General features: G+C 41.7%; 30 protein-coding genes and 1 tRNA gene. 29 read left to right on the top strand and 2 right to left on the bottom strand.

The window, feature by feature from the left end; all coding sequences use genetic code 11:
- Position 1: 1 nt before the first annotated feature.
- The 27 genes from rnpM (at position 2) to M1F97_RS06355 (ending at position 23,037) form a co-directional block, all read left to right on the top strand.
- Positions 2 to 295, top strand: coding sequence for an RNase P modulator RnpM (gene rnpM, locus M1F97_RS06225; protein WP_000857555.1), 294 nt, complete (start codon positions 2 to 4; stop codon positions 293 to 295).
- Entirely contained in the window at positions 288 to 587 is a 300-nt protein-coding gene (locus M1F97_RS06230; RefSeq protein WP_001041396.1) for a YlxQ-related RNA-binding protein, read from the top strand. The genes rnpM and M1F97_RS06230 overlap by 8 nt, the downstream gene beginning before the upstream one ends.
- Positions 588 to 603: 16 nt before the next feature.
- Positions 604 to 3,390 (top strand): translation initiation factor IF-2, encoded by a 2,787-nt coding sequence (infB, locus tag M1F97_RS06235; protein WP_247944551.1) that lies wholly within the window; start codon positions 604 to 606, stop codon positions 3,388 to 3,390.
- 166 nt (positions 3,391 to 3,556) lie between these two features.
- Positions 3,557 to 3,907: a 30S ribosome-binding factor RbfA gene (gene rbfA, locus M1F97_RS06240; protein WP_001273601.1), complete on the top strand. Its 351-nt coding sequence runs from the start codon at positions 3,557 to 3,559 to the stop codon at positions 3,905 to 3,907.
- Between the two features lie 96 nt (positions 3,908 to 4,003).
- A complete protein-coding gene (locus tag M1F97_RS06245) occupies positions 4,004 to 4,237 on the top strand; it encodes a DUF1858 domain-containing protein (protein WP_000368739.1) in 234 nt (77 codons plus the stop codon).
- Positions 4,237 to 5,571: a DUF438 domain-containing protein gene (locus M1F97_RS06250; RefSeq protein ID WP_247944552.1), complete on the top strand. Its 1,335-nt coding sequence runs from the start codon at positions 4,237 to 4,239 to the stop codon at positions 5,569 to 5,571. Before M1F97_RS06245 ends, M1F97_RS06250 begins: the two co-directional genes overlap by 1 nt.
- 9 nt (positions 5,572 to 5,580) lie before the next feature.
- Positions 5,581 to 5,835 carry a DUF1912 family protein gene (locus M1F97_RS06255; RefSeq protein WP_000119707.1) on the top strand — a complete coding sequence of 85 codons (255 nt, stop codon included), beginning with the start codon at positions 5,581 to 5,583 and terminating at the stop codon, positions 5,833 to 5,835.
- Between the two features lie 97 nt (positions 5,836 to 5,932).
- Entirely contained in the window at positions 5,933 to 6,328 is a 396-nt protein-coding gene (locus M1F97_RS06260; protein ID WP_247944553.1) for a helix-hairpin-helix domain-containing protein, read from the top strand.
- Between the two features lie 279 nt (positions 6,329 to 6,607).
- Complete coding sequence (locus tag M1F97_RS06265) at positions 6,608 to 7,183, top strand: GNAT family N-acetyltransferase (RefSeq protein ID WP_247944554.1); 576 nt, start codon at positions 6,608 to 6,610, stop codon at positions 7,181 to 7,183.
- Positions 7,184 to 7,265: 82 nt separating this feature from the next.
- Positions 7,266 to 9,278, top strand: coding sequence for an AIPR family protein (locus M1F97_RS06270; RefSeq protein ID WP_247944555.1), 2,013 nt, complete (start codon positions 7,266 to 7,268; stop codon positions 9,276 to 9,278).
- A 14-nt stretch (positions 9,279 to 9,292) separates the two neighbouring features.
- Complete coding sequence (locus tag M1F97_RS06275) at positions 9,293 to 11,944, top strand: valine--tRNA ligase (protein WP_247944556.1); 2,652 nt, start codon at positions 9,293 to 9,295, stop codon at positions 11,942 to 11,944.
- A 70-nt stretch (positions 11,945 to 12,014) separates the two neighbouring features.
- Positions 12,015 to 12,770 carry a DUF3883 domain-containing protein gene (locus tag M1F97_RS06280; protein WP_169447303.1) on the top strand — a complete coding sequence of 252 codons (756 nt, stop codon included), beginning with the start codon at positions 12,015 to 12,017 and terminating at the stop codon, positions 12,768 to 12,770.
- 37 nt (positions 12,771 to 12,807) lie between these two features.
- On the top strand, positions 12,808 to 12,951 hold the full coding sequence (locus M1F97_RS06285; protein WP_169447266.1) for a hypothetical protein: 144 nt from the start codon (positions 12,808 to 12,810) through the stop codon (positions 12,949 to 12,951).
- Positions 12,952 to 13,068: 117 nt separating this feature from the next.
- Complete coding sequence (locus tag M1F97_RS06290) at positions 13,069 to 13,644, top strand: TetR/AcrR family transcriptional regulator (RefSeq protein ID WP_169447304.1); 576 nt, start codon at positions 13,069 to 13,071, stop codon at positions 13,642 to 13,644.
- Positions 13,641 to 14,321, top strand: coding sequence for an ABC transporter ATP-binding protein (locus tag M1F97_RS06295; RefSeq protein WP_125450134.1), 681 nt, complete (start codon positions 13,641 to 13,643; stop codon positions 14,319 to 14,321). The genes M1F97_RS06290 and M1F97_RS06295 overlap by 4 nt, the downstream gene beginning before the upstream one ends.
- 3 nt (positions 14,322 to 14,324) lie before the next feature.
- On the top strand, positions 14,325 to 15,470 hold the full coding sequence (locus tag M1F97_RS06300) for an FtsX-like permease family protein (RefSeq protein ID WP_169447305.1): 1,146 nt from the start codon (positions 14,325 to 14,327) through the stop codon (positions 15,468 to 15,470).
- Positions 15,471 to 15,834: 364 nt separating this feature from the next.
- Positions 15,835 to 16,425: a DNA-directed RNA polymerase subunit delta gene (rpoE, locus tag M1F97_RS06305; protein WP_000418414.1), complete on the top strand. Its 591-nt coding sequence runs from the start codon at positions 15,835 to 15,837 to the stop codon at positions 16,423 to 16,425.
- Positions 16,426 to 16,563: 138 nt separating this feature from the next.
- Complete coding sequence (locus tag M1F97_RS06310) at positions 16,564 to 17,271, top strand: B3/B4 domain-containing protein (RefSeq protein WP_247944557.1); 708 nt, start codon at positions 16,564 to 16,566, stop codon at positions 17,269 to 17,271.
- 110 nt (positions 17,272 to 17,381) lie between these two features.
- A complete protein-coding gene (locus M1F97_RS09215; RefSeq protein ID WP_432654194.1) occupies positions 17,382 to 17,444 on the top strand; it encodes a hypothetical protein in 63 nt (20 codons plus the stop codon).
- Between the two features lie 93 nt (positions 17,445 to 17,537).
- Positions 17,538 to 17,837, top strand: coding sequence for a DUF4651 domain-containing protein (locus tag M1F97_RS06320; RefSeq protein WP_247944558.1), 300 nt, complete (start codon positions 17,538 to 17,540; stop codon positions 17,835 to 17,837).
- Positions 17,834 to 18,151 (top strand): thioredoxin family protein, encoded by a 318-nt coding sequence (locus M1F97_RS06325; protein WP_247944559.1) that lies wholly within the window; start codon positions 17,834 to 17,836, stop codon positions 18,149 to 18,151. The genes M1F97_RS06320 and M1F97_RS06325 overlap by 4 nt, the downstream gene beginning before the upstream one ends.
- A gap of 15 nt (positions 18,152 to 18,166) precedes the next feature.
- Positions 18,167 to 18,793 (top strand): YtpR family tRNA-binding protein, encoded by a 627-nt coding sequence (gene ytpR, locus M1F97_RS06330; RefSeq protein WP_247944560.1) that lies wholly within the window; start codon positions 18,167 to 18,169, stop codon positions 18,791 to 18,793.
- Positions 18,794 to 18,834: 41 nt separating this feature from the next.
- Positions 18,835 to 19,596 carry an SDR family NAD(P)-dependent oxidoreductase gene (locus tag M1F97_RS06335; RefSeq protein WP_247944561.1) on the top strand — a complete coding sequence of 254 codons (762 nt, stop codon included), beginning with the start codon at positions 18,835 to 18,837 and terminating at the stop codon, positions 19,594 to 19,596.
- A 75-nt stretch (positions 19,597 to 19,671) separates the two neighbouring features.
- On the top strand, positions 19,672 to 20,067 hold the full coding sequence (locus tag M1F97_RS06340) for a single-stranded DNA-binding protein (RefSeq protein ID WP_247944562.1): 396 nt from the start codon (positions 19,672 to 19,674) through the stop codon (positions 20,065 to 20,067).
- Between the two features lie 155 nt (positions 20,068 to 20,222).
- Positions 20,223 to 20,507 carry a co-chaperone GroES gene (gene groES, locus M1F97_RS06345; protein WP_247944563.1) on the top strand — a complete coding sequence of 95 codons (285 nt, stop codon included), beginning with the start codon at positions 20,223 to 20,225 and terminating at the stop codon, positions 20,505 to 20,507.
- Positions 20,508 to 20,522: 15 nt separating this feature from the next.
- Positions 20,523 to 22,145 carry a chaperonin GroEL gene (gene groL / locus M1F97_RS06350; RefSeq protein WP_247944564.1) on the top strand — a complete coding sequence of 541 codons (1,623 nt, stop codon included), beginning with the start codon at positions 20,523 to 20,525 and terminating at the stop codon, positions 22,143 to 22,145.
- Between the two features lie 124 nt (positions 22,146 to 22,269).
- On the top strand, positions 22,270 to 23,037 hold the full coding sequence (locus M1F97_RS06355) for an epoxyqueuosine reductase QueH (RefSeq protein ID WP_009730533.1): 768 nt from the start codon (positions 22,270 to 22,272) through the stop codon (positions 23,035 to 23,037).
- Positions 23,038 to 23,107: 70 nt separating this feature from the next.
- Here M1F97_RS06355 and ntdP read toward each other — a convergent pair whose 3' ends face one another.
- Both ntdP and recX read right to left on the bottom strand, forming a co-directional pair.
- On the bottom strand, positions 23,108 to 23,641 hold the full coding sequence (ntdP, locus tag M1F97_RS06360; RefSeq protein WP_000775318.1) for a nucleoside tri-diphosphate phosphatase: 534 nt from the start codon (positions 23,639 to 23,641) through the stop codon (positions 23,108 to 23,110).
- 88 nt (positions 23,642 to 23,729) lie between these two features.
- Positions 23,730 to 24,506 (bottom strand): recombination regulator RecX, encoded by a 777-nt coding sequence (gene recX / locus M1F97_RS06365; RefSeq protein ID WP_247944565.1) that lies wholly within the window; start codon positions 24,504 to 24,506, stop codon positions 23,730 to 23,732.
- A gap of 37 nt (positions 24,507 to 24,543) precedes the next feature.
- Between recX and rlmD the strand changes: the two genes are divergently transcribed.
- On the top strand, positions 24,544 to 25,914 hold the full coding sequence (gene rlmD, locus M1F97_RS06370) for a 23S rRNA (uracil(1939)-C(5))-methyltransferase RlmD (protein WP_247944566.1): 1,371 nt from the start codon (positions 24,544 to 24,546) through the stop codon (positions 25,912 to 25,914).
- Positions 25,915 to 25,972: 58 nt separating this feature from the next.
- Positions 25,973 to 26,044 (top strand) — tRNA-Glu (locus tag M1F97_RS06375).
- The last annotated feature ends 95 nt before the right edge of the window (positions 26,045 to 26,139 follow it).

A 26,139-nucleotide genomic window follows, 5' to 3' on the forward strand; every position in this document is an offset into this window, starting at 1 on the left:
GATGAAAACAAGAAAAATCCCTTTGCGCAAGTCTGTTGTATCTAACGAAGTGATTGACAAGCGTGATTTGCTCCGCATTGTCAAGAACAAAGAAGGAGAGATCTTTATCGACCCGACAGGCAAGGCCAATGGCCGTGGCGCTTATATCAAGCTAGACAATGCAGAAGCCCTAGAGGCAAAAAAGAAGAAAGTCTTTAACCGTAGCTTTAACATGGAAGTGGAAGAAAGCTTTTATGACGAGTTGATCGCCTATGTTGATCACAAAGTAAAAAGAAGAGAGTTAGGACTTGAATAAGCAAAAGATAAGCAATCTCTTGGGACTTGCTCAGCGAGCAGGTCGGATCATATCAGGTGAGGAATTGGTGGTCAAGGCCATCCAAGACCAGAAAGCCAAGCTAGTCTTTCTAGCCCATGATGCTGGTCCCAATCTAACCAAAAAGATTCAAGATAAAAGTGACTATTATCAAGTAGAAGTTATAACCGTGTTTTCAACACTGGAATTAAGCATAGCAGTCGGAAAATCAAGAAAGGTTTTGGCTGTGACAGATGCTGGATTTACAAAGAAAATGAGGTCTCTTATGGAATAGAAGAGGAGGACATGATTTGTCTAAGAAAAGATTGTACGAAATCGCAAAAGAACTTGGAAAAGAAAGTAAAGAAGTTGTAGCGCGTGCAAAAGAGTTGGGCTTGGATGTAAAAAGCCACTCATCGAGCGTGGAAGCTGTTGCTGCTGAACAAATCGCAGCTAGCTTTAAACCTGCACCTGCTCCTAAGGCAGAAGCAAAACCTGCGACACCAAAAGCAAGTGTAGAAAAGAAAGCTGAAAAGCCTGTATCAGCTAAACCAGTAGCCGCTAAGGAAGAAAGTAAATCAGCTACACCTGCAGCTCCTAAAGAAGAAAAAGTAGTGGCCGCAAGACCACAAAGTCGAAACTTCAAGGCGGAGCGTGAGGCGCGTGCCAAAGAGCAGGCAGAGCGACGCAAACAAAACAAGGGCAACAACCGTGACCAACAACAAAACGGCAACCGTCAGAAAAACGACGGCCGTAATGGTGGCAAACCTGGTCAAGGGAACCGCGACAATCGCCGATTTAACGACCAAGGGAAAAAACCACAAGGTCAAGGGAATCGTGGCAATGATCGCCGTCAGCAACAAGACTTCCAGCCAAAACAAGCTGGCCCACGTGTTGACTTTAAAGCCCGTGCAGCAGCCCTAAAAGCAGAGCAAAATGCAGAGTACGCACGCTCAAGCGAGGAGCGCTTCAAACAATCGCAAGCAGCCAAAGAAGCCTTGGCTCAAGCTAACAAACGCAAGGAGCCAGAGGAAATCTTTGAAGAAGCTGCTAAGCTAGCTGAACAAACGCAGCCAACTGTAACAGTAGCTCCTGTAGCGAAAGAAGCGCCAGTGGATACACGTCGTAAAAAACAAGCTCGACCAGACAAAGAACGTGACGATTATGATCACGAAGAAGATGGTCCTAGAAAACAACAAAAGAATCGAAGTAGTCAGAATCAAGTGAGAAATCAAAGAAATAGTAACTGGAATAACAACAAGAAAAATAAAAAAGGGAACAAGCAAAACAACCGTAACCAGACTCCAAAACCTGTTACAGAGCGTAAGTTCCACGAATTGCCAACAGAATTTGAGTATACAGATGGTATGACTGTTGCGGAAATCGCAAAACGTATCAAACGTGAACCAGCTGAAATCGTTAAGAAACTCTTTATGATGGGTGTCATGGCTACACAAAACCAATCCTTGGATGGGGAAACCATCGAACTCCTCATGGTGGATTACGGTATCGAAGCCAAACAAAAGGTTGAAGTGGATAATGCCGACATCGAACGTTTCTTTGTCGAAGATGGCTATCTTAACGAAGATGAATTGGTTGAGCGTCCACCAGTTGTAACCATCATGGGACACGTTGACCATGGTAAGACAACCCTCTTGGATACCCTTCGTAACTCTCGTGTAGCGACAGGTGAAGCAGGTGGTATCACGCAGCATATCGGTGCTTACCAAATCGTGGAAAATGGCAAGAAGATTACCTTCCTTGATACACCAGGACACGCGGCCTTTACTTCTATGCGTGCGCGTGGTGCATCTGTTACCGATATTACTATCTTGGTTGTAGCGGCCGACGACGGGGTTATGCCTCAGACTATTGAAGCCATCAACCACTCAAAAGCAGCGAACGTTCCAATTATCGTAGCCATCAATAAGATTGATAAACCAGGTGCCAACCCAGAACGCGTTATCGGTGAATTGGCAGAGCATGGGGTTATGTCAACAGCTTGGGGTGGAGATTCTGAATTTGTTGAAATCTCAGCTAAATTCAACCAAAATATCGAAGAATTGTTGGAAACAGTCCTTCTTGTAGCTGAAATCCAAGAACTCAAGGCAGACCCAACAGTGCGTGCGATCGGTACGGTTATCGAAGCGCGCTTGGATAAAGGAAAAGGTGCGGTCGCAACCCTTCTTGTCCAACAAGGTACCTTGAATGTCCAAGACCCAATCGTTGTCGGAAATACCTTCGGTCGTGTCCGTGCTATGACCAATGACCTTGGTCGTCGTGTTAAGGTTGCAGGCCCATCAACACCAGTTTCTATTACAGGTTTGAACGAAGCGCCAATGGCGGGTGACCACTTTGCCGTTTACGAAGATGAAAAATCTGCGCGTGCAGCAGGTGAAGAACGTGCAAAACGTGCCCTCATGAAACAACGCCAAGCTACCCAACGTGTCAGCCTTGAAAACCTCTTTGATACGCTTAAAGCTGGTGAGCTTAAGTCAGTTAATGTTATCATCAAGGCCGACGTACAAGGTTCAGTTGAAGCCCTTTCTGCCTCACTTCAAAAGATCGATGTAGAAGGAGTAAAAGTTACCATCGTTCACTCAGCGGTCGGTGCCATCAATGAATCTGACGTGACTCTTGCGGAAGCTTCAAATGCCTTTATCGTTGGTTTCAACGTACGACCTACACCACAAGCTCGCCAACAAGCAGAAGCTGACGATGTAGAAATCCGTCTCCACAGCATTATCTACAAGGTTATCGAAGAGATGGAAGAAGCCATGAAAGGGATGCTTGATCCAGAATTTGAAGAAAAAGTTATCGGTGAAGCAGTTATCCGTGAAACCTTCAAGGTATCTAAAGTGGGAACCATCGGTGGATTTATGGTTATGAGTGGTAAGGTTACCCGTGATTCTAAAGTCCGTGTAATCCGTGACGGTGTCGTTATCTATGACGGTGAACTCGCCAGCTTGAAACACTACAAAGACGATGTGAAAGAAGTTACAAACGGTCGTGAAGGTGGATTGATGATTGATGGCTACAATGACATCAAGATGGATGATGTGATTGAGGCCTATGTCATGGAAGAAATCAAGAGATAATAGAGAAACGATAGCCGATTTGACTCGTCGTCAACAGCGCCTTGATGAACCCCTAGTTCTATCTAAGGCTTGTTTCCTAGATTCAAATGGCTCTAGTTCCTCTATCTAATAAAAATAGCTAGGTCTGCTGGCCTAGCTTTTGGTTCAAAGTAGAGAAAGGAATATCATGGCAAATCATTTTCGTACGGATCGTGTGGGCATGGAAATCAAGCGTGAAGTCAATGAGATTTTGCAAAAGAAAGTCCGTGATCCACGTGTCCAAGGTGTGACCATCACAGATGTTCAGATGCTGGGTGACTTGTCTGTTGCCAAGGTTTACTATACCATTTTGAGTAACCTTGCTTCGGATAATCAAAAAGCTCAAATCGGGCTTGAAAAAGCAACGGGTACCATCAAACGTGAACTTGGTCGCAATTTGAAATTGTACAAAATCCCAGATTTAACCTTCGTCAAAGATGAGTCCATTGAATATGGAAACAAGATTGACGAAATGCTACGCAATCTGGATAAAAATTAAGAAAGAGGGGCACCCCTCTTTTTTAGTGTGTGCCAGTCCTCCTTGTGGTATAATAAAACAAGCAAAATCATTTTAGAACATACAATGGAGGTCGTCATGGACAATATCATCGATGTGTCAATTCCCGTTGCAGAAGTAGTGGACAAGCATCCAGAAGTCTTGGAAATCCTAGTGGAACTGGGTTTTAAACCACTTGCTAACCCCTTGATGCGCAACACAGTCGGTCGCAAAGTATCGCTTAAGCAGGGTTCTAAGCTCGAAGGAACTCCTATGGACAAGATTGTCCGCACACTGGAAGCAAATGGCTACGAAGTGATTGGATTAGACTAATGGCAGATGAACGTATTCATATCCTACGGGATATTTTGTTAGAATTGCACAACGGCGCCTCTCCCGAGTCGGTTCAGGAGCGTTTTGATGCGACCTTTACGGGTGTTTCAGCCATCGAGATTTCCCTCATGGAGCACGAGCTGATGAACTCAGACTCAGGAGTCACCTTTGAAGATGTCATGGAACTTTGTGATGTCCATGCCAATCTTTTTAAAAATGCAGTAAAGGGTGTGGAAGTAGAGGATACCGAACACCCTGGTCACCCAGTTCGCATCTTCAAGGATGAAAATCTGGCTCTCCGCGCTGCCTTGATTCGCATTCGGAGACTGTTAGATACCTATGAATCTATGGAAGACGAGGAAATGCTGGCAGAGATGCGCAAGGGTTTGGTCCGTCAAATGGGGCTTTTGGGGCAATTTGATATCCACTATCAGCGCAAGGAAGAGCTCTTTTTTCCCATCATGGAGCGCTATGGTCACGATTCACCCCCAAAAGTTATGTGGGGAGTGGATGACCAGATTAGAGAACTCTTTCAGACAGCTCTAACGACAGCCAAGTCACTTCCAGAAGTGTCGATTAGCAGTGTAAAAGAAGATTTTGAAGCTTTTGCGACAGAGTTTGAGAGCATGATTTTCAAGGAAGAGTCCATCCTTCTCATGATTCTCCTTGAGTCCTTTAGTCAGGATGACTGGATTCAGATTGCGGAGGAGAGTGATGCATACGGCTATGCCATCATCCGTCCGTCAGAGAAATGGGTGCCAGAACGACAGAGCTTTGTTGAGGAAAAGAGTGCAGAAGAGCCAGTACAACTAGACACGGCAGAAGGTCAAGTGCAACAAGTTATTGATACGCCTGAAGGTCAGTTTACCATTACCTTTACCCCTAAGGAAAAGGAAGCGGTGCTGGACCGTCATAGTCAACAGGCTTTTGGCAATGGCTATCTCTCTGTCGAGCAGGCTAACCTCATCCTCAATCACCTCCCCATGGAGATTACCTTTGTCAATAAAGACGATATTTTCCAGTATTACAATGACAATGCGCCAGTTGATGAGATGATTTTTAAACGGACACCGTCCCAAGTCGGGCGCAATGTCGAGTTATGTCATCCTCCAAAATATTTGCAGAAAGTCAAAGCTATCATGCAAGGTCTTCGTGAAGGGGTCAAGGACAAGTATGAAATGTGGTTCAAGTCTGAGTCGCGAGGCAAGTTTGTCCACATCACCTATGCTGCGGTGCACGATGAGAGCGGAGAATTTCAAGGGGTGTTGGAGTATGTTCAGGATATTCAGCCCTACCGAGAGATTGATACGGACTATTTCCGTGGATTAGAATAAGGAGAATCAATGAGTTACGAACAGGAATTTATGAAGGAATTTGAAGCTTGGGTCAATACCCAGATTATGATCAACGACATGGCGCATAAGGAAAGTCAAAAAGTCTACGAAGAAGACCAAGACGAGCGTGCCAAAGATGCCATGATTCGCTACGAGAGTCGCTTGGATGCTTATCAGTTCTTGCTTGGTAAGTTTGAAAACTTCAAAGCAGGAAAGGGATTTCATGATTTGCCAGAGGGCTTGTTTGGCGAGCGAAATTATTAAAATAGTGATACTTTCTTGATTTTTCGCCGAAATCTTGATAGAATATCTTTATTAAATCCTTGTCAAATCAGGGATTTTTTATTGAAAGGATTTTATCATGTCAAAGAAACTCCAACGTAAAAAACAATTGCGAAATAGCCTTCGTCGTTCAGGTGCATTTTCAACTACAGTGACCAAAGTCGTCGAAGAGACCAAAAAAGTCGTGAGACATGCGGAAAAATCTGCCAGTCAAGCAGGAAAAGTTGTCTCTAAAAAAGTGGAACAAGCAGTAGAAGCGACCAAGGAACAAGCTCAAAAGGTTACAAGCTCTGCAGAAGAATTCGCAGCTACTTTGGGTGGCCTCTCAGTAGATCGTGCTAAGACTTTCTATGATGAAGGCATCAAGTCAGCTTCTGACTTCAAAAACTGGACGGAAAAAGAACTCCTTGCCTTGAAGGGAATCGGCCCAGCTACAATTAAGAAATTAAAAGAACACGGAATCAGCTTCAAGTAATCTTTCTTGAGCCTTGCATTTCTGTGAAAAACTTGTTACAATAAAGCCATTAGAGGTGTTTTGAATCCCACATTTTACAGAAAGTGGCGGCGCTGAGAAGTCCACAAATGTGTCAAAACTGGTTGCTGATGATTAAAATGAAATAAAAGTGTCTTTGTATATTCTTCGAAGACAAGAGTTGCGGGCTCTGCCCGAAATTGGGTGGTACCGCGGATAAATACATTCGTCCCTGTCATATTGATGGCAGGGGCGTTTTTTTATGGAAAGTGAGGGCTGAAGATGGAGCGAGCACAATTACCAGAACGTATAGAAACCGAACGGCTCGTCTTGCGCGTTCGTACAGTGGCGGATGCCGAGGATATTCATGCCTACGCTAGTTTGCCAGAGGTCGCCTATCCAGCAGGCTTTCCGCCTGTCAAGACCTTGGAAGATGAGATTTACTACCTGGAGCATATTCTGCCCGAGCGCAATGAAAAGGACAATCTCCCAGCTGGTTACGGCATAGTGGTTAAAGGGACCGATACTATCATCGGCTCTGTTGATTTTAACCATCGGCACGAAGATGATGTACTGGAAATTGGCTATACCTTGCACCCGGACTATTGGGGTCGTGGTTATGTACCAGAAGCAGCGCATGCCTTGATTAACCTAGCTTTTAGAGAACTAGGTCTTCATAAGATAGAACTGGTCTGCTTTGGATACAATGTCCAAAGTCAACGAGTCGCAGAGAAACTTGGATTCACCCTTGAAGCTCGCGTCCGAGACCGCAAAGACGCTCAGGGCAATCGCTGTGACAGTCTGATATATGGCTTGCTGAGGAGTGAGTGGAAAGCGAAAAATAAGGTATGGTATTAAATAGTTATTGATTAACTTAACTGAAAATATACTAAACTTAAGATATAATGATGCATTATATTTGAGCAATGAGGAGAAGTTTATGGCAACATTAAATGATTATAAATTGGTGAAAAATATTTCCAAAAAATATTTTGACAGACTAGAGGTAGAATTAGATATTGACGACAATCAAAAGAGTCGATTAGGTTTTTATCTGTTTATTTTATCATGTATAACAGAAATAACTGACATTGATACATTGAAAGAATTAATTATAGATACAGAATTTAGGAAAAAAGTATTTAAGCAAGGGAATAACGATTTAGGAATTGATGCTTATTTTATTGATGAAGATAATAAACAAGTATTTTTATTTAATTTTAAATATAGAACAAAGGAATTTAATTCTGATTCTTCTCAAGAAATTAACATGTTGAATGATAGCTCTAAATTTATCAATGCTATATATACTGAAAACACGCAAAATACAGATACTACAACTGGCGAAGTAATCCAAAAGATTATTGAGAAACAAAATTCAACAGACCTATGGGATATCACACTATTTCTCGTTTCTAATGAAAATAATAAACTGGATATTAATAGAAATGAAGTAGTATCTTTTGCAAAACAATATGGTATAAAGATTGTACCAATAGCACTTGATGATATTGTAGAATACATTTCTGATAGCCCTGATGATAAAAAAGCCACTTTTGTAACGGACTCTGACGCTGTCCTAACATATAAAGTTAATAATTTTTCATCTTCACAATCATACCTAGTGAAGATGCCATTGATAACTTTACTAAGAATAACTTGTGATTCAGACCAATTAAAAGAACAATACTCTTTAGAAAACTATAATATCTTAGAAACTAAAAAACTAGATGTCTCATTACTTTATGATAATGTTCGAGGGTATCTAGGTGAAACTAAGTTTAATAAAAATATTATACAAACACTAGAAGAAAATCCTGACAGATTTTTTATGTTTAATAATGGAATTACCATAACTACAAAACGAATTGATGCAGATAAAATATATGGAGGAAAAAGATTTAAATGTACTTTAGATGGATTTCAAATTGTAAATGGCGGACAAACTTTAAGGACTATTTATAAATTTAAGGATGATAATTTTGATGAGGAGAAATTAGCTAGCTCAGAAGTACTAGTTAGAATTTTTCAAACATCTGAAGATCATGAACTAACGAATGATATAGCAGAGTATACTAACAGTCAAAATGCAATTTCTTCTGTTGATTTGAAATCTATCAGTAAGATTCAAATTAAGATAGAAGAATATTTTAAGTCAAAAGATATAGATTATATCCGAAAAATTGATAAATCAAAAGCAAAATCATCTAGAAGTATCACTATGGAAAAAATGGCTCAAATTATCTATTCAAAAATGGGGTATCCTGATCGTGTAACGAGCCAGAAAAATAATCTATTTACGGTCTATTATGATCAAATTTTTAATAATAATCTAGTTTTTGATGAATTGATTGAATTATTTGAATTATATAGTAGTATTGTTTCGATTTATAAAAAAACAGATTATGATTTTTCATCTCAAAAGACTTTCTATATTGTTTGGATCGTCTCTGAAAAGCGGTTGGCAATTGAAGAGTCAATTAATATATTTGAGGAAACGTTGAAACTGTATAAACCTGACGAAGCACTTTCTGATGCTCGAAAAATTATCCAAAAAGGATTTAAAGACTATTTGGAGGAAAGATTAAAAACTTCAAAAGAGATGAATTCATCTAAAAAACTAAATATTAACGATGAACCATTGACAATCGATGCGGATTGCGTTACACAAGTTGATTTAACTAAATATAGGTACAATACTTCCGAAACAATTGCTGATTACTATAATAGAATATTCAAAATGTTAAGAGAAACAGTTCCTTATTTAGAAGGACGGTTGAAGGGAAAACCAGGTAGACTATCTTGGAGTCAAAATGTAACATGGAATAACAAGGTAACAATCCCTATTACTAATACAAAAAATGCGACCTTAAATACAGGTATATCAGAAGAAGAGGCGGAAAAACTTGTAAAATTACTTTTGGAAGAAATCGGTCTTATTAAGTTTGAATAACAAGGAGAACACACATGTCTAAAGAACTTTCACCTAAATACAATCCAGCTGAGGTTGAGGCTGGTCGTTACCAAAAATGGCTTGACGAAGATGTTTTCAAGCCTTCAGGAGATCAAAAGGCTAAGCCCTATTCAATCGTGATTCCACCACCAAACGTAACCGGAAAACTCCACCTTGGTCACGCTTGGGATACAACTTTGCAGGATATTATCATCCGTCAAAAACGTATGCAAGGCTTTGACACGCTTTGGCTTCCTGGTATGGACCATGCGGGGATTGCGACTCAAGCTAAGGTTGAGGAGCGCTTGCGCGGTGAGGGTATTAGCCGTTATGACCTTGGTCGTGAAAAATTCTTGGAAAAAGTCTGGGAATGGAAAGACGAATATGCCACTACCATCAAGGAACAATGGGGCAAGATGGGGCTCTCTGTGGACTACTCTCGCGAGCGTTTCACTCTTGATGAAGGTCTGTCAAAAGCCGTTCGCAAGGTCTTTGTCGAACTTTACAAGAAAGGCTGGATCTACCGTGGTGAGTTTATCATCAACTGGGACCCAGCAGCTCGCACAGCTCTTTCTGATATCGAGGTGATTCACAAGGATGTGGAAGGTGCCTTCTACCACATGAATTACATGCTAGAAGACGGCTCACGCGCCCTTGAAGTTGCGACAACTCGTCCTGAGACCATGTTTGGGGACGTTGCCGTTGCGGTCAATCCAGAAGACCCACGCTACAAGGACTTGATTGGTAAAAACGTTATCCTTCCAATTGCTAATAAATTGATTCCAATCGTTGGGGACGAGCATGCAGATCCTGAGTTTGGTACAGGTGTCGTGAAAATCACACCTGCCCACGATCCAAACGACTTCTTAGTTGGTCAACGCCACAACTTGCCACAAGTCAACGTCATGAACGATGACGGAACCATGAATGACTTGGCCTTTGAATTTGCAGGCATGGATCGTTTCGAAGCTCGTAAAGCAGTCGTTGCCAAGTTGGAAGAAATCGGTGCCCTCGTTAAAATCGAAAAACGTGTCCACAGTGTTGGTCACTCAGAGCGTACAGGTGTCGTGGTTGAGCCACGTTTGTCTACGCAATGGTTCGTTAAGATGGACCAACTGGCTAAGAATGCCATTGCCAACCAAGATACAGAAGACAAGGTAGAATTCTACCCACCTCGTTTCAACGATACCTTCCTCCAATGGATGGAAAATGTCCACGACTGGGTAATCTCTCGTCAGCTCTGGTGGGGTCACCAAATCCCTGCTTGGTACAATGCTGAGGGTGAAATGTACGTTGGTGAAGAAGCTCCTGAAGGTGACGGATGGACTCAGGACGAAGACGTCTTGGATACTTGGTTCAGTTCTGCCCTTTGGCCATTCTCAACCATGGGCTGGCCGGATGTCGACTCAGAAGACTTCAAACGTTACTTCCCAACTTCAACCTTGGTAACAGGTTACGATATCATCTTCTTCTGGGTGTCTCGTATGATCTTCCAATCCTTGGAATTCACTGGTCGTCAGCCATTCCAAAACGTTCTGATCCACGGTCTTATCCGTGACGAGCAAGGACGCAAGATGTCGAAATCTCTCGGAAACGGGATTGACCCGATGGATGTCATCGAGAAATACGGCGCCGATGCCCTTCGTTGGTTCCTTTCAAACGGTTCTGCACCAGGGCAAGACGTGCGCTTCTCTTATGAGAAAATGGATGCTTCATGGAACTTCATTAACAAGATCTGGAACATCTCTCGCTACATCCTCATGAACAATGAAGGATTGACCCTCGAGCAAGCAACTGCCAATGTGGAAAAAGTTGTTAACAAGGAAGCTGGAAATGTCACTGACCGCTGGATTCTACACAACCTCAATGAAACCATCGGCAAAGTTACTGAAAACTTTGACAAGTTTGAATTTGGTGTTGCTGGACACATCCTCTACAACTTCATCTGGGACGAGTTTGCGGACTGGTACGTTGAGTTGACCAAGGAAGTCCTTTATAGCGATAATGAAGAAGAGAAAGTTATCACACGTTCTGTTCTCCTTTATACTTTGGATAAGATCCTTCGTCTCCTTCACCCAATCATGCCATTCGTGACAGAGGAAATCTTTGGACAAATCTCAGATGGCTCTATCGTTACAGCAGAATATCCAACTGTCAACCCAGCCTTTAAAGACCTTGCTGCTCACACAGGTGTGGAAAGTCTCAAAGACTTAATCCGTGCTGTTCGTAATGCGCGTGCGGAAGTAAACGTAGCGCCAAGCAAGCCAATCACGATTCTTGTCAAGACTAGCGATAGCGACTTGGAAGCCTTCTTTAACAGCAATGTTAACTACATCAAACGCTTCACAAATCCAGAACACCTGGAAATCGCTTCAAACATTCCTGCACCTGAACTGGCTATGTCAAGCGTCATCACGGGAGCAGAAATCTACTTGCCTCTCGCAGACCTCCTCAATGTCGAAGAAGAACTCGCTCGTCTCGACAAGGAACTAGCTAAATGGCAAAAAGAACTGGACATGGTCGGTAAGAAGCTCTCTAACGAACGCTTCGTAGCCAACGCCAAACCAGAAGTCGTCCAAAAAGAACGCGACAAACAAGCCGACTACCAAGCGAAATATGATGCGACCATCGCACGTATTGATGAGATGAGGAAGTTGGTGAAATAAACATAGAAACACGGTGATGAGCCGTGTTTTTTTGGTATAATGAAATCAATATCTATTGATGGAGAAAGTTATGTCTAAACACCCTCATTATGAATTGCTAAATTTAATTGGCTATGGTCTTGCCAAGTTTGATAAGCTATTTATAAAAGAGTTTCAATTCTCTAGTAAATCCGATTTTTATCGTTATATAGTTTCTTTAGGCATCGCAGAAACAACCGGTGTAGTCAAAAATAGAATGGATTTATTTGACCCCTATTTTGAGAACAATCGGAAAGGTTGGTGGCAAAAAGCCGAAGTTTACCGTTTTCGTAAAGATTTAATTGATATGATGTTTGGGAATGAAGATGTTCACAATTTTGCAGAAATCGTTAAAATGCTACTTGCAAGCGAAGGGAAGAAAACAGGTATAGCAGTCATTGAAAAGCCAATAGTTCGAACTAAATTCAAACGTCTACAAGAAACTGGAATGAAAGCAGAAAATTACTTTATACTCCATTTTGATAAAGAAGAAAAATTTCAAGGTGGACAATTAACCGATGCCCGCCTTTATGGTGATGGTTATGATTTCCAAGTAGATGTTCAAGAACATTATTACCTTGCCGAAGTTAAAGGTATTCGAAAATCTAAAGGGCGTATTCGTTTGACTGCTAGAGAATTTGAGAAAGCAAAAGAGTTTCAATCAGATTTTATTTTATCCTTGGTTACCAACCTGGATGATATTCCAAAGTTAGTATTAATCGATAATCCATTGAATCATTTTGAATTTAAAAAGAGTATCATAAAGAATGAAGTTATAGAATACAGAAGTCTTGAAGATTTATATTAGTTCCCCTTAACTTTTCCAGTTGAAGGAACGAGAAGTTTTGACAGGACAACGACTCAACAAACTAGAAATCAATGGTATTGGCTTGACCAAGTTTAAAAATGGGGAAATCGGGATTGAATTCATCTGGCTTGATAACGAAAATCCACCTAGCGATGCTATCGGCTGGGTAGCAAAGAAATAAAAAGTTCGCTGTTTTTTGTTTTGTGTTTTACAGTTTTTTCTTGACAAGTCTTTCTTTTTTATGGTATCCTTTTATGCAACAAGTGTTGCGTAACAAATGTTGCGCGAAAGGAGTCTTATGCCACCAAAGGTTAAATTTAGTAAAGAGACTATCATTGGGACAGCTTTACAATTGGTGAGAGAAGAGGGCATGGCTAGTTTGACGGCTCGAGCATTAGCAGAGCAACTGGGAGCCACACCGAGAGTGATTTTTGGGCAATTTGCCAATATGGCCGAGTTACAAGCAGAGGTTATTGTTGCTGCAGAGATGGTCGTAGTGGAGTATATACGAAAGGCTTTAGAAGATGAGAAGCCTTTTCAATCTGTCGGGGTTGCTTATATCCTTTTCGCCTCAAAAGAGCCCCAACTTTTTCAATTGCTTTTCCAAAATCCTAGCAAAGATCCGATTCGTCGCTTTCAAGATTTTCTTCCCATGAAGGATCATAGTTACCAATTGGTTCTGGAATCGATTGTAGCAGACTATCCATTGACGTTAGAGGAGGCTAGTCGCCTGTACCAGCATTTATTTATCTACTCACACGGCATGGCCTCTATGGTTGCTTCTGGTATTTATCAATTCAGCATGGAAGAAGTGATTGGATTACTGACAGAGGTTTGTCAATCTCTCATCAAAGAAATGGTAGGAAAGAAATGATTCAACTAGAAAATGTGCACAAAAGTTACGGCCAAACCAAGGTTTTAAAAGGGATTGATTTGCAGATTCAAGACCAGGATGATGTGGTTATCCTCGGTCCTTCTGGATCAGGCAAGTCAACTCTCTTAAACGTTCTGTCAGGTTTAGAAAAGGTAGACGAGGGACATATCCTCATTCAAGGACAGGATTTGGCTCAACTCACAGATACTCAATTGACAGCCTTTAGACGTGAGAAGATTGCCTTTATTTTTCAGCAGTATTATTTATTGCCTAATCTAACAGTCAGACAGAATGTAAAGATGGGGGCAGACCTGGCAAACAATCATGATTTTTTGCAGATTATCGAGGATTTGGGACTTGGCGATAAGCTGGACAAGTATCCGAGTGAATTGTCTGGCGGCGAACAGCAGAGGGTATCTATTGCTCGTGCCTTAGCCAAAAAGCCAGAGATTCTTTTCTTAGATGAGCCGACGGGGGCCCTGGATGAAGAAACAGGGCGCAAGATTCTCGACTATATCTGGAAGTTGAAGGAAAAGCTAGGCTTTACCCTAATCATGGTGACACACAACCAAAATATTGCGGATATGGCCAGAACCATCATTCGCGTCAATAGTGGCAAAATTACTGAAGTTGTGACCAATGATCAGCCACAGACTGCTTATGAGATTGGATGGTAAGCCATGTTTTCAGTAAAAGATATTCGAAAATTAGTTGTCGTCAGTATCATTGGAGCCTGTGCGGTTTTTGTGGCCAATCTCTTCTTGAATTTTTATCTTGATATCGAGCAGTTGGAAATTTCTAAAACCAATCCGATGATTATGGTCTATTATGATGCCCAGGTTTCACTTTCCTGGATGGTGGCCATGGTCAGTGGGGTTGTCTTGTCCTTGACGTCGATCCTTCTCATGTGCTTTTATATCAAACAATTTGTCGATGACCACAAGGAACAATTAGGAATTTTAAAGGCTTTGGGCTATAGCAATGGCCAGTTGGCTAAACGATTTTGGGCATTTGGGCTCAGTTTTGGTGTCGGAGCGCTTCTTGGCTATTTCGCTTCTTTTCTTATGATGGGGCATTTTTATGACTTCCGGAATGAAAAGGGGATCCTACCAGAAATCACCATTCATTTTCATTGGCAGCTCTTGCTTGCTTTTGTGGTCCTTCCAACGGCATTTTTTATGCTTATCGCGGTTGGTTATGCTAGAAGACAACTACAAACGCCGGCTCTTCGCTTATTGAAAAAGTCCCCAACACCAATCAAGGTCAAAAGGAGAAAGAGGGCTCCTAAGAAAGAGAAAGACTTCCTAAAAGAGCTGTCTTCGTCACTAATTTGGGGGAGAAAATCTATCCTGTTTTTTGTAGTCTTTGGCTCTATGTGTTTTGCGGCCATGGTTCAATTGTCCTTTGGTCTAAGGAACTACACAGATGACATCATCCAAACCATGATGATCATGATTGGCTTGATCCTTTCTTTCTCTATTCTCTTTTTGTCATTGGGGATTGTCATCTCAGAAAGTCGCGAAACCCTGGCTCTTATGAAGGCTTTTGGCTATACAGATCGTGAATGCCAAGGTCATATCCTATCTCCCTATCGTTTCTGGGCCTATCTAGGATTTGTTCTTGGGACGGCTTATCAGTACGCTATCATGGAAATCTTGATTGGTGTGATCAAAGATACGGTTCCTGAAAAGATTGAGCATCACTTTGATGGGAATGTTTGCTTCTGGACTTTGATCGGTTTTGCTGTGGTTTATGAAAGCCTCTTTTATCTATCCAACAGAAAACTCCAAAAGCAAACCATCAAAGAAGTACTCTTAGCTGAATAAATAGAGAAGGTTGGATTCTCCAGCCTTTTTCTTATGAAACTCATTAACAAGAGAAGGATTTTTCACTATTCTAGGGAAAATGAAATAAAGGAAAGAAAACGAAGTTACTGGCAGGACCTGAAATGATCTTTTTACTTGATTTGACGCAACAAATAATCCTTTATCTCTGTAGGAATCCTCTTGCAGTTTGTGGTTGGTATTGGAGTTGCAGCCTTGAGTTATAAATAAATCAATATACCTGTGGTCATGTTACATAGGTCTTTCAATTAGCTGAAATATTTCACCTTTATTTTTTCTTAACCTTTGACTATTCCGCAAAATTATCGTACAATAAAGAGTAAATGATAAAATGAGGAGAAACGCTTTGGAATTAGAAGTATTTGCTGGGCAAGAAAAAAGTGAACTATCTATGATTGAGGTGGCGCGTGCTATCTTGGAACTTCGTGGTCGCGATCATGAGATGCATTTTAGCGATCTTGTAAACGAAATTCAAAACTACCTTGGAACATCAAACAGCGATATCCGCGAAGCCTTGCCTTTGTTCTACACAGAGTTGAACTTTGATGGTAGCTTCATCTCTCTTGGGGACAACAAATGGGGTCTTCGTTCATGGTATGGTGTGGACGAAATCGACGAAGAAATCATCGCTCTTGAAGAAAGTGACGACGATGAAGTAGCACCAAAAGCTAAGAAAAAACGTGTCAATGCCTTCATGGATGGTGATTCAGATGCCATTGACTACAATGCAGATGATCCAGAAGACGAAGATGCATACGAAGCAGACCCAGCTCTTTCATATGATGATGAAAATCCAGATGATGAGAAAAATGAAGTGGAAGCTTACGATGCAGAGATCAACGAAATTGCTCCTGATGACTTGGGTGAAGACGTGGATCTCAACGAAGAAGACGACGAGTTTTCAGATGATGATGCTGAAACGAGCGACGAAGTATAAGAAGCCTCACAGAGGAGATCAGTTTGATCTTCTCTTTTTATTTGTCGGGAGAGAGTTGATGATTTTCTTGAAATCAGGGACTAGAAGTTGTAAAATAAGGGTAGGATGGTGTACATTTTTCAAAGGAGGTGCCTGCCTATGGAGTTTTGTTTAGATAAAAGTTTGTATGACTTGGGGATCAAGAATGTCGTGATTGGTATTGCTAAAAACGTCGATCCTCATGCTGATTTGCCTCTTGCTTTTCTGAAAAAGAAAGAGGAGAGGGAGAAATGGGCGCTAGAGTGTGATGTAAAAGAAGTTCAAGAGTCTCCTGTTGTCCAAGGTTATAGGCAGTTGCTCCAGCGAGTCGGGCGTAGCGTCAAGAAAAATCCACCGACAGTAGTCGCCCTCATTCGCAATATCCAGCATCGTGGCTCTCTCCCTCACATCAATAGTATCATCGATATCTACAATGTAGAGGCGCTTTCTTCTTTGCTGGCGATTGGTGGGCATGATTTGGATAAGATTGGAGGGCAGATAGAGTTTTCTGTTAGCAAAAGGGAGGACATTTTCCTACCTATCTTGTCAACGGAGAAGCACGTTGCGCAGACGGACTATGTCTATCGGGATGAAAATGGAGTTTTAGCTTGGCTGGATGTCCGCGATAGTGAACATTACAAATTTGATGAAGATACAAAAAATGCTATTTTCATCATTCAAGGGAATGAAAGCACTTCTGTCGAGATGCGTTTAGAAGCGTTAGAAGAAATTGAAAAGGATTTGGCTGCTTGCATGCCTGATTTGCAGTTTGAAAAGAAAGTCATTTCTCTTGAAGAAGACCGCACGGTGGTTCAGGATATTTACTGAGTTTTATAGTACCCACTTTATGGTATGTAAACAAAGGAGGAAAGTGCCATGAAGTCCAATGCTTGGATCAAGTCCAAGGCAGGTGGTACTACTTAGACTCATCTGGTAAAATGCTTCGTAACACCTACACACCTGATGGCGATTATGTGGGCAGTTCAGGCGCTTGGCAATAAGAATTAGATGTCCTCTTTCCTCATTGAGGGAAGGGGATTTTCCTCGCCTATATACTGCTTCCCTATTTGTCCTAAAGCCCTTTTTGTGTTACAATGAAAGGTATGAAAGCTAAGAAATTATGGATGACTGGCTTGACTGTGGCTGGTCTAAGTGCCCTTGCTTTGGGTGCCAAAAAAGCAGCAGATAATCACAAACTCATGAAGACTCAGGAAGAGTTGACAGCGATTGTACGAGACTATTTCTCAGATATGGGAGAGATTGCGACACTCTATGTTCAAGTTTACGAAAGTAGTCTAGAGCGACTCGTCGGAGGAGTCATTTTCGAGGATGGTCGTCACTATACCTTTGTCTACGAAAATGAAGATCTGGTCTATGAGGAGGAAGTCTTATGATTATTCCCAGTAGTATAGAAGAACTCGCAGGTTTTGTCGAGCAAGATGGCAAGAAGGTCTTCCTTTTTGTGGCGGACTGGTGTGGCGATTGTCGTTATATCTATCCTGCCTTGCCAGAGATTGAGGAGACCAATCCAGAGTTCACCTTTATTCGAGTGGACCGAGATCGGTATATGGATCTGGCTAAACTCTGGGATGTTTACGGGATCCCTAGCCTTGTTGTGCTAGAAAAGGACAAGGAAATCGGCCGTTTTGTCAATCGCGACCGTAAAAGCAAGGAAGAAATTAACGACTTTTTAGCAGGACTGAAATAGGAGAAAAACGAAACAATGATTTTTACATATAACAAAGAACATGTTGGCGATGTCCTTATGGTCATCGTGAAAAATAGCGGAGATGCCAAACTGGACGTGGAGCGTAAAGGCAAGGTAGCCCGTGTTTTCCTCAAAGAAAATGGAGAAACAGTGGCTTGGAATATTTTTGAAGTTTCAAGTTTGTTTGAACTTGCCGAGCGCGGTCAAGTCTTTTTATCAGATGAGCAAGTAGAACGTTTGAACCAAGAGTTGCGAGCGGAAGGTTTTGAGGAAGAAATTGTCAACGACAAAGAACCTAAGTTTGTTGTTGGTGAAATTGTCGAGATGGTAGCTCATCCAGATAGTGACCACCTCAACATCTGCCAAGTTGCAGTCGCAAGTAACAAGACAGTGCAAATCGTTGCAGGGGCTCCTAATGCGCGTCTTGGCTTGAAAACCATTGTAGCTCTTCCTGGAGCTATGATGCCAAAAGGCAACCTCATTTTCCCAGGTGAACTTCGTGGTGAAAAGAGTTTTGGCATGATGTGCAGTCCTCGTGAATTGCATCTACCAAATGCTCCGCAAAAACGTGGGGTTATTGAATTATCAGAAGACCAAGTTGTTGGAACTCCATTTGACCCAGCTAAACACTGGACTGCCTAGGATGTTGTCAGTATCTGATACACCAGATAGAAGGAAATAAGATGGCAAAAAATGTTGTGATTACAGGAGCGACCTCAGGAATTGGTGAAGCGATTGCGCGTGCTTATCTGGAGCAGGGGGAGAATGTCATTCTAACAGGGCGACGGACAGATAGACTAGAAGCCCTCAAGTTGGAGTTTGCAGATACTTTCCCAAATCAAACAGTTTGGACCTTTTCACTGGATGTTACGGATATGGCAATGGTAAAAATCGTCTGTTCTGATATCCTAGAAACGATAGGTCAGATTGATATCTTGGTCAACAATGCCGGACTGGCTCTAGGCTTGGCACCCTATCAGGACTACGAAGAGTTGGATATGCTGACCATGCTGGATACCAATGTCAAAGGTTTGATGGCAGTTACTCGTTGTTTCTTACCAGCCATGGTAAAAGCCAATCAAGGGCATATCATTAACATGGGGTCGACTGCAGGAATCTATGCCTATGCGGGTGCAGCGGTCTATTCAGCTACCAAGTCTGCCGTCAAGACTTTTTCAGATGGGCTTCGGATTGATACCATCGCAACGGATATCAAGGTGACCACCATTCAGCCAGGGATTGTCGAAACAGATTTCTCTACAGTTCGTTTTCACGGTGATAAAGAGCGAGCTGAGGCTGTCTATCAGGGAATTGAGGCCTTGCAGGCACAAGACATCGCAGATACGGTTGTTTATGTGACCAGTCAGCCCCGTCGTGTGCAGATTACAGATATGACCATTATGGCCAATCAACAGGCGACAGGTTTCATGGTTCATAAAAAATAAAAAATTTTCTCGAAAAGTTACAAATTTCTGTAATTTTTTTGATTTCCTGCGAATAGATAAGTAGGAGGATGAAAAATGTATAATAAAGTTATCATGATCGGGCGCTTGACGTCTACACCAGAATTGCACAAAACCAACAATGATAAGTCAGTAGCGCGTGCAACGATTGCTGTGAATCGTCGTTACAAAGACCAAAATGGCGAACGCGAAGCCGACTTTATCAATCTTGTTCTTTGGGGAAAATTGGCTGAAACCTTGGCAAGTTACGCAACTAAAGGTAGCCTCATTTCTGTTGATGGGGAATTGCGTACCCGCCGCTTTGAGAAAAATGGGCAGACCAACTATGTGACCGAAGTTCTCGTGACAGGTTTCCAACTCTTGGAAAGCCGCGCCCAACGTGCCTTGCGTGAAAATAACGCAGGACAGGATTTGGCAGACTTGGTCTTGGAAGAGGAAGAATTGCCATTTTAAGCATAGAAGAGCCTGAGTCAATCTTAGGCTTTTTATCTGGAGAAAGTCAGACTTTTTTCTTGACTATTTCTGACCAAGTGATACAATAGAACTATGAATTAGCACTCAGATATAAAGAGTGCTAATAATATGTAGTTCATCATGGAGGAAAACAGATGTTGAAACCATTAGGAGACCGTGTGGTCTTGAAAATCGAAGAAAAAGAACAAACTGTTGGTGGCTTTGTCCTTGCGGGCTCAGCCCAAGAAAAAACCAAAACAGCCCAAGTTGTAGCTACAGGGCAAGGTGTTCGTACCTTGAATGGTGATTTGGTTGCTCCAAGCGTTAAGCATGGAGACCGTGTCTTAGTTGAAGCCCACGCAGGTCTTGATGTCAAAGATGGAGATGAAAAGTACATCATCGTAGGCGAAGCTAACATCTTGGCAATCATTGAAGAATAGAAGGAGAAAGTAAGTATGTCAAAAGAAATTAAATTTTCATCAGATGCCCGTTCAGCTATGGTCCGTGGTGTCGATATCCTTGCAGACACTGTTAAAGTAACCTTAGGACCAAAAGGTCGTAATGTTGTTCTTGAAAAATCATTCGGTTCACCACTCATCACCAATGACGGTGTAACCATTGCCAAAGAAATCGAGTTGGAAGACCATTTTGAAAATATGGGTGCCAAGTTGGTATCAGAAGTCGCTTCAAAAACCAATGATATCGCAGGTGATGGGACAACTACTGCAACAGTCTTGACCCAAGCTATCGTCCGCGAAGGAATCAAAAACGTCACAGCAGGTGCTAATCCAATCGGCATTCGTCGTGGGATTGAAGCAGCAGTTGCCGCAGCTGTAGAAGCCTTGAAAAACAATGCCATCCCTGTTGCCAATAAAGAAGCCATCGCTCAGGTTGCTGCTGTATCTTCTCGTTCTGAGAAAGTCGGCGAATACATCTCTGAAGCCATGGAAAAAGTTGGCAAAGACGGCGTTATCACTATTGAAGAATCACGTGGTATGGAAACAGAGCTTGAAGTCGTGGAAGGAATGCAGTTTGACCGCGGTTACCTTTCACAGTACATGGTGACAGATAGTGAAAAAATGGTGGCTGACCTTGAAAATCCATACATTTTGATTACCGATAAGAAGATTTCAAATATCCAAGAAATCTTGCCACTTCTAGAAAGCATTCTCCAAAGCAATCGTCCGCTCTTGATTATTGCAGATGATGTGGATGGCGAAGCTCTTCCAACCCTTGTCTTGAACAAGATTCGTGGAACATTCAATGTCGTTGCTGTCAAAGCTCCTGGCTTTGGTGACCGTCGTAAAGCCATGCTTGAAGACATTGCTATTTTGACAGGTGGAACTGTCATCACAGAAGACCTTGGTCTTGAGTTGAAAGACGCGACGATTGAGGCGCTTGGTCAAGCTGCTAGAGTGACTGTGGACAAAGATAGCACGGTTATCGTAGAAGGTGCTGGCAATCCTGAAGCCATTTCCCACCGCGTTGCGGTTATCAAGTCACAAATCGAAACCACAACTTCAGAATTCGACCGTGAAAAATTGCAAGAACGCTTGGCAAAATTGTCAGGTGGTGTCGCAGTTATCAAGGTCGGTGCTGCAACTGAAACGGAGTTGAAAGAAATGAAACTCCGCATCGAAGATGCCCTTAACGCTACTCGTGCAGCCGTTGAAGAAGGAATAGTTGCAGGTGGTGGAACGGCTCTTGCCAATGTCATTCCAGCTGTTGCTGATTTGGAATTAACAGGAGACGAAGCAACAGGACGCAATATTGTTCTCCGCGCCTTGGAAGAACCTGTTCGTCAAATCGCTCACAATGCAGGATTTGAAGGATCTATCGTTATCGATCGCTTGAAGAATGCTGAGCTTGGTACAGGTTTCAACGCAGCAACTGGCGAGTGGGTCAACATGATTGAAGAAGGAATCATCGACCCAGTTAAGGTTAGCCGTTCTGCCCTTCAAAATGCAGCATCTGTAGCCAGCTTGATTTTGACAACAGAAGCAGTTGTAGCCAATAAACCAGAACCAATTGCCCCAGCTCCAGCCATGGATCCAAGCATGATGGGTGGAATGATGTAAAAGTAACTTATAAAAAACACAAAAGGAGGGAATGTATATCCCTTCTTTTAAGGTTTTCTCTTCTAAATAGATTTGAGCTCTCCTAACTTATATGATAAAATAAGACTAGAAGAAGGAGAAGAACATGATCGATGTAGAAGAAATTCTGAGTAAGATGAATCCTAATCAGAAGATTAATTATGACCGTGTTATGCAGAAGATGGTACAAGTATGGGAGAAAAATGAGCAGCGCCCAACCATTCTCATGCATGTTTGCTGTGCTCCTTGTAGTACCTACACACTAGAGTACCTGACTAAATACGCTGATGTGACTATCTATTTTGCCAATTCCAATATCCATCCCAAGGCAGAATACCACAAGCGAGCTTACGTCACCAAGAAATTTGTCAGTGATTTCAATGAGCGAACAGGAAATACGGTCCAGTATTTAGAAGCGCCTTATGAACCCAATGAATACCGGAAGTTAGTCAGAGGACTGGAAGAAGAACCCGAAGGTGGTGACCGTTGCAAGGTTTGTTTCGACTACCGTTTGGACAAAACAGCACAGGTAGCTATGGACTTGGGCTTTGACTACTTTGGTTCAGCTTTGACCATCAGTCCCCATAAGAATTCTCAAACCATCAACAGCATCGGGATTGATGTGCAAAAGATTTATACGACCCACTATCTTCCAAGTGATTTCAAGAAAAATCAAGGCTATAAGCGTTCGGTGGAGATGTGCGAGGAGTATGATATTTATCGTCAATGTTATTGTGGATGCGTCTATGCAGCTCAAGCCCAGAATATTGATCTGGTTCAGGTTAAGAAGAATGCCACGGCTTTCTTGTTGGATAAGGATGTTGAAAAAGACTATTCCCACATCAAGTTTACTGTTACTAAATTAGATATATAGAAAGCAACCCAGCTGAAAAGCTGGGTTTTTAAAATAAAAAAACCAGGGCTCTCACCCCGGTTTGACAACTTTACCGATTCTTTAGTTCTATGTAGCGTTTGTACCAAATGTTGACATAGGCCTCTGAGAAAGGACCGCGTCCATTGTTGATCCAATCAACAAGGATTTTAACATGCTCTTTCAAAATATAGTCTAAATCATCAGAATACTTCATCTTGCGTTTATGACGCTCATACTCTTCAACGTCCAAGAGACGCTTTTCACCATCAGTGAAAACCTTGACATCCAAATCATAATCAATGTATTTCAGGGCTTCCTCATCTAGATAGTAGGGGCTGGCCATATTGCAATAGTAGGAAATCCCATTATCACGAATCATGGCAATGATATTAAACCAATATTTTTTGTGAAAGTAAACAATAGCCGGTTCTCGAGTCACCCAACGACGACCGTCACTTTCGGTAACAAGTGTGTGGTCGTTGACGCCGATAATGGCGTTCTCTGTTGTTTTTAGTACCATGGTGTCCCGCCAAGTGCGGTGGAGACTCCCATCATGCTTATAACTTTGAATTGTAATAAAGTCGCCTTCTTTTGGAAGTTTCATAACTAACCAACTTTCTACAATTTATAAGTTTATCGTTTATTATTATATCATAAATCGGTCTAATTTTTTTGAATTTTACACGAAAATGTTAAAGATATTCTCTGAGAGCGCTTGCTATATCCGAAAAATCATAGCCTTTTCTAGCTAATACTTGAGTTAAACGTTGCTTTAGTTCGTAACCTTCATATTTGCGAGCGTATTTAGTATATTGTTTGTCTAGCTCTTTGAAAATGAGTTCTTGAGTCGTTTCTTGATCAACTTGACTATCCAAACTGTCAAAGGCATTTTTAGCATCAGAATAGGAGAAGCCTTTGTTCGTCAAGTTTTGGATAATCTTATCCTGCAAGGCACGAGCGGGAAGTTTTCCATTGTATTTTTTAAGCAGTTTTTCTGCAACACGTTGAGCAACCTCTGAAAAATTAAAATCCTTTAAAACCTCTTCAATAGTTGATTTGGCAATCCCTTTTTGAGACAGTTTTTGAGTTAGTAAATAGGGTCCCTTATCTCCAGAAAGTTGATTGGCATTGATGATAGAGTAGGCATACTGACGATCATTAATCCAGTTATCTTCTTTAAGGTTAGCGATAACTTGACTAGCGATTGTATCTTCAATATCATACTTTTTCATATACTCTCGCACTTCTTTTTCCGTACGAGCCTTGAAGGATAGATGGTAGAGAGCAAGATTTTTACCATAAGAAAACTGGGTAAAATCCTGAATCTCGGTCAGTTCCTCTTTGCTAATGACCTTATCTCGAGACAGCATAAAACGGACAATGGTATCTTCAGTGATATAAGAGGTTTGCTGTCCATCTAACTCCATCAAGTAGAGGCGTTTTTTCTTTTCAAGTTTTGTGATTTTCATAGTTCTATTATACCCTAAAATGTGATAAGATAGGGGTATGAATCTGAAAGTCAAACAAAAAATACCTTTAAAAATCAAGCGGATGGGCATCAATGGTGAGGGAATCGGTTTCTATCAGAAAACCCTCGTTTTTGTACCAGGCGCCCTCAAAGGAGAAGATATCTATTGTCAGATTACTTCTATTAAACGTAACTTTGTTGAAGCAAAATTACTAAAGGTTAATAAGAAGTCTAAATTTCGAGTCGTACCAGCTTGTACGATTTATAATGAATGTGGTGGTTGCCAAATCATGCACCTCCACTACGATAAACAGTTAGAGTTCAAAACGGACTTGCTCCACCAAGCCCTGAAAAAATTTGCCCCTGCAGGATATGAAAACTATGAAATCCGTCCAACTATCGGAATGCAGGAACCAAAGTACTACCGAGCTAAGTTGCAATTTCAGACTCGAAAATTTAAAAATCAGGTTAAGGCAGGTTTGTATGCGCAAAATTCTCATTACCTTGTCGAGTTGAAAGACTGCTTGGTGCAAGATAAGGAGACTCAAGTGATTGCGAATCGCTTAGCTGAGCTTCTCACTTACCATCAAATTCCAATTACAGATGAGAGAAAAACGCTCGGTGTTCGCACTATCATGGTACGTCGAGCGAGAAAAACTGGACAAGTCCAGATTATCGTCGTAACTAACCGCCAGCTTAATTTAAATCAACTAGTTAAAGACCTAGTCAAGGATTTTCCAGAAGTCGTTACGGTTGCAGTTAATACAAATACAGCAAAAACAAGTGAAATCTATGGTGAGAAGACGGAAATTATCTGGGGCCAAGAGAGTATTCAAGAAGGAGTACTCGACTATGAGTTTTCTCTCTCGCCCCGTGCCTTCTATCAGCTCAATCCGGAGCAGACTGAGATTCTCTATAGTGAAGCAGTTAAAGCTCTAGATGTTAGCAAAGAAGATCATCTGATTGATGCCTATTGCGGTGTCGGGACGATCGGATTTGCCTTCGCGAAGAAGGTCAAGAGTCTCAGAGGGATGGATATTATTCCAGAAGCCATTGAAGATGCTAGGCAAAATGCTCAAAAAATGGGATTTGACAATACTCATTACGAAGCGGGGACAGCTGAAGAGATTATTCCCCGCTGGTATCAAGAGGGTTACCGAGCGAATGCACTGATAGTAGACCCTCCTCGTACGGGCTTAGATGATAAGTTGTTGGATACCATTCTGACTTATGTTCCAGAAAAAATGGTCTATGTATCCTGCAATGTTTCGACCTTGGCGCGAGATTTAGTTAAACTGGTAAAAGTCTATGATCTCCAGTATATCCAGTCAGTTGATATGTTTCCCCACACCGCACGAACAGAAGCAGTCGTGAAGTTGGTCAAGAAAAGAAAAAGTCAAATTCATTAAAAAAAGATCTTGACAAAGAGGAAAAAGTAGGTATAATAGAAAGAGTTAAAAAACTCAGGGTCCGTTGGTCAAGGGGTTAAGACACCGCCTTTTCACGGCGGTAACACGGGTTCGAATCCCGTACGGACTATGGGTGTATCGCAGGGACGAAAAAAGTAAAAAAAGTTTCAAAAAAGTGTTGACATAGATCAACAGCTGTGATATACTAATATAGTTGTCGCTTGA

Origin of the sequence: Streptococcus oralis, assembly GCF_023110435.1 — a bacterium.
In the GTDB taxonomy this organism is placed as follows: Bacteria; Bacillota; Bacilli; order Lactobacillales; family Streptococcaceae; genus Streptococcus; species Streptococcus oralis_CF.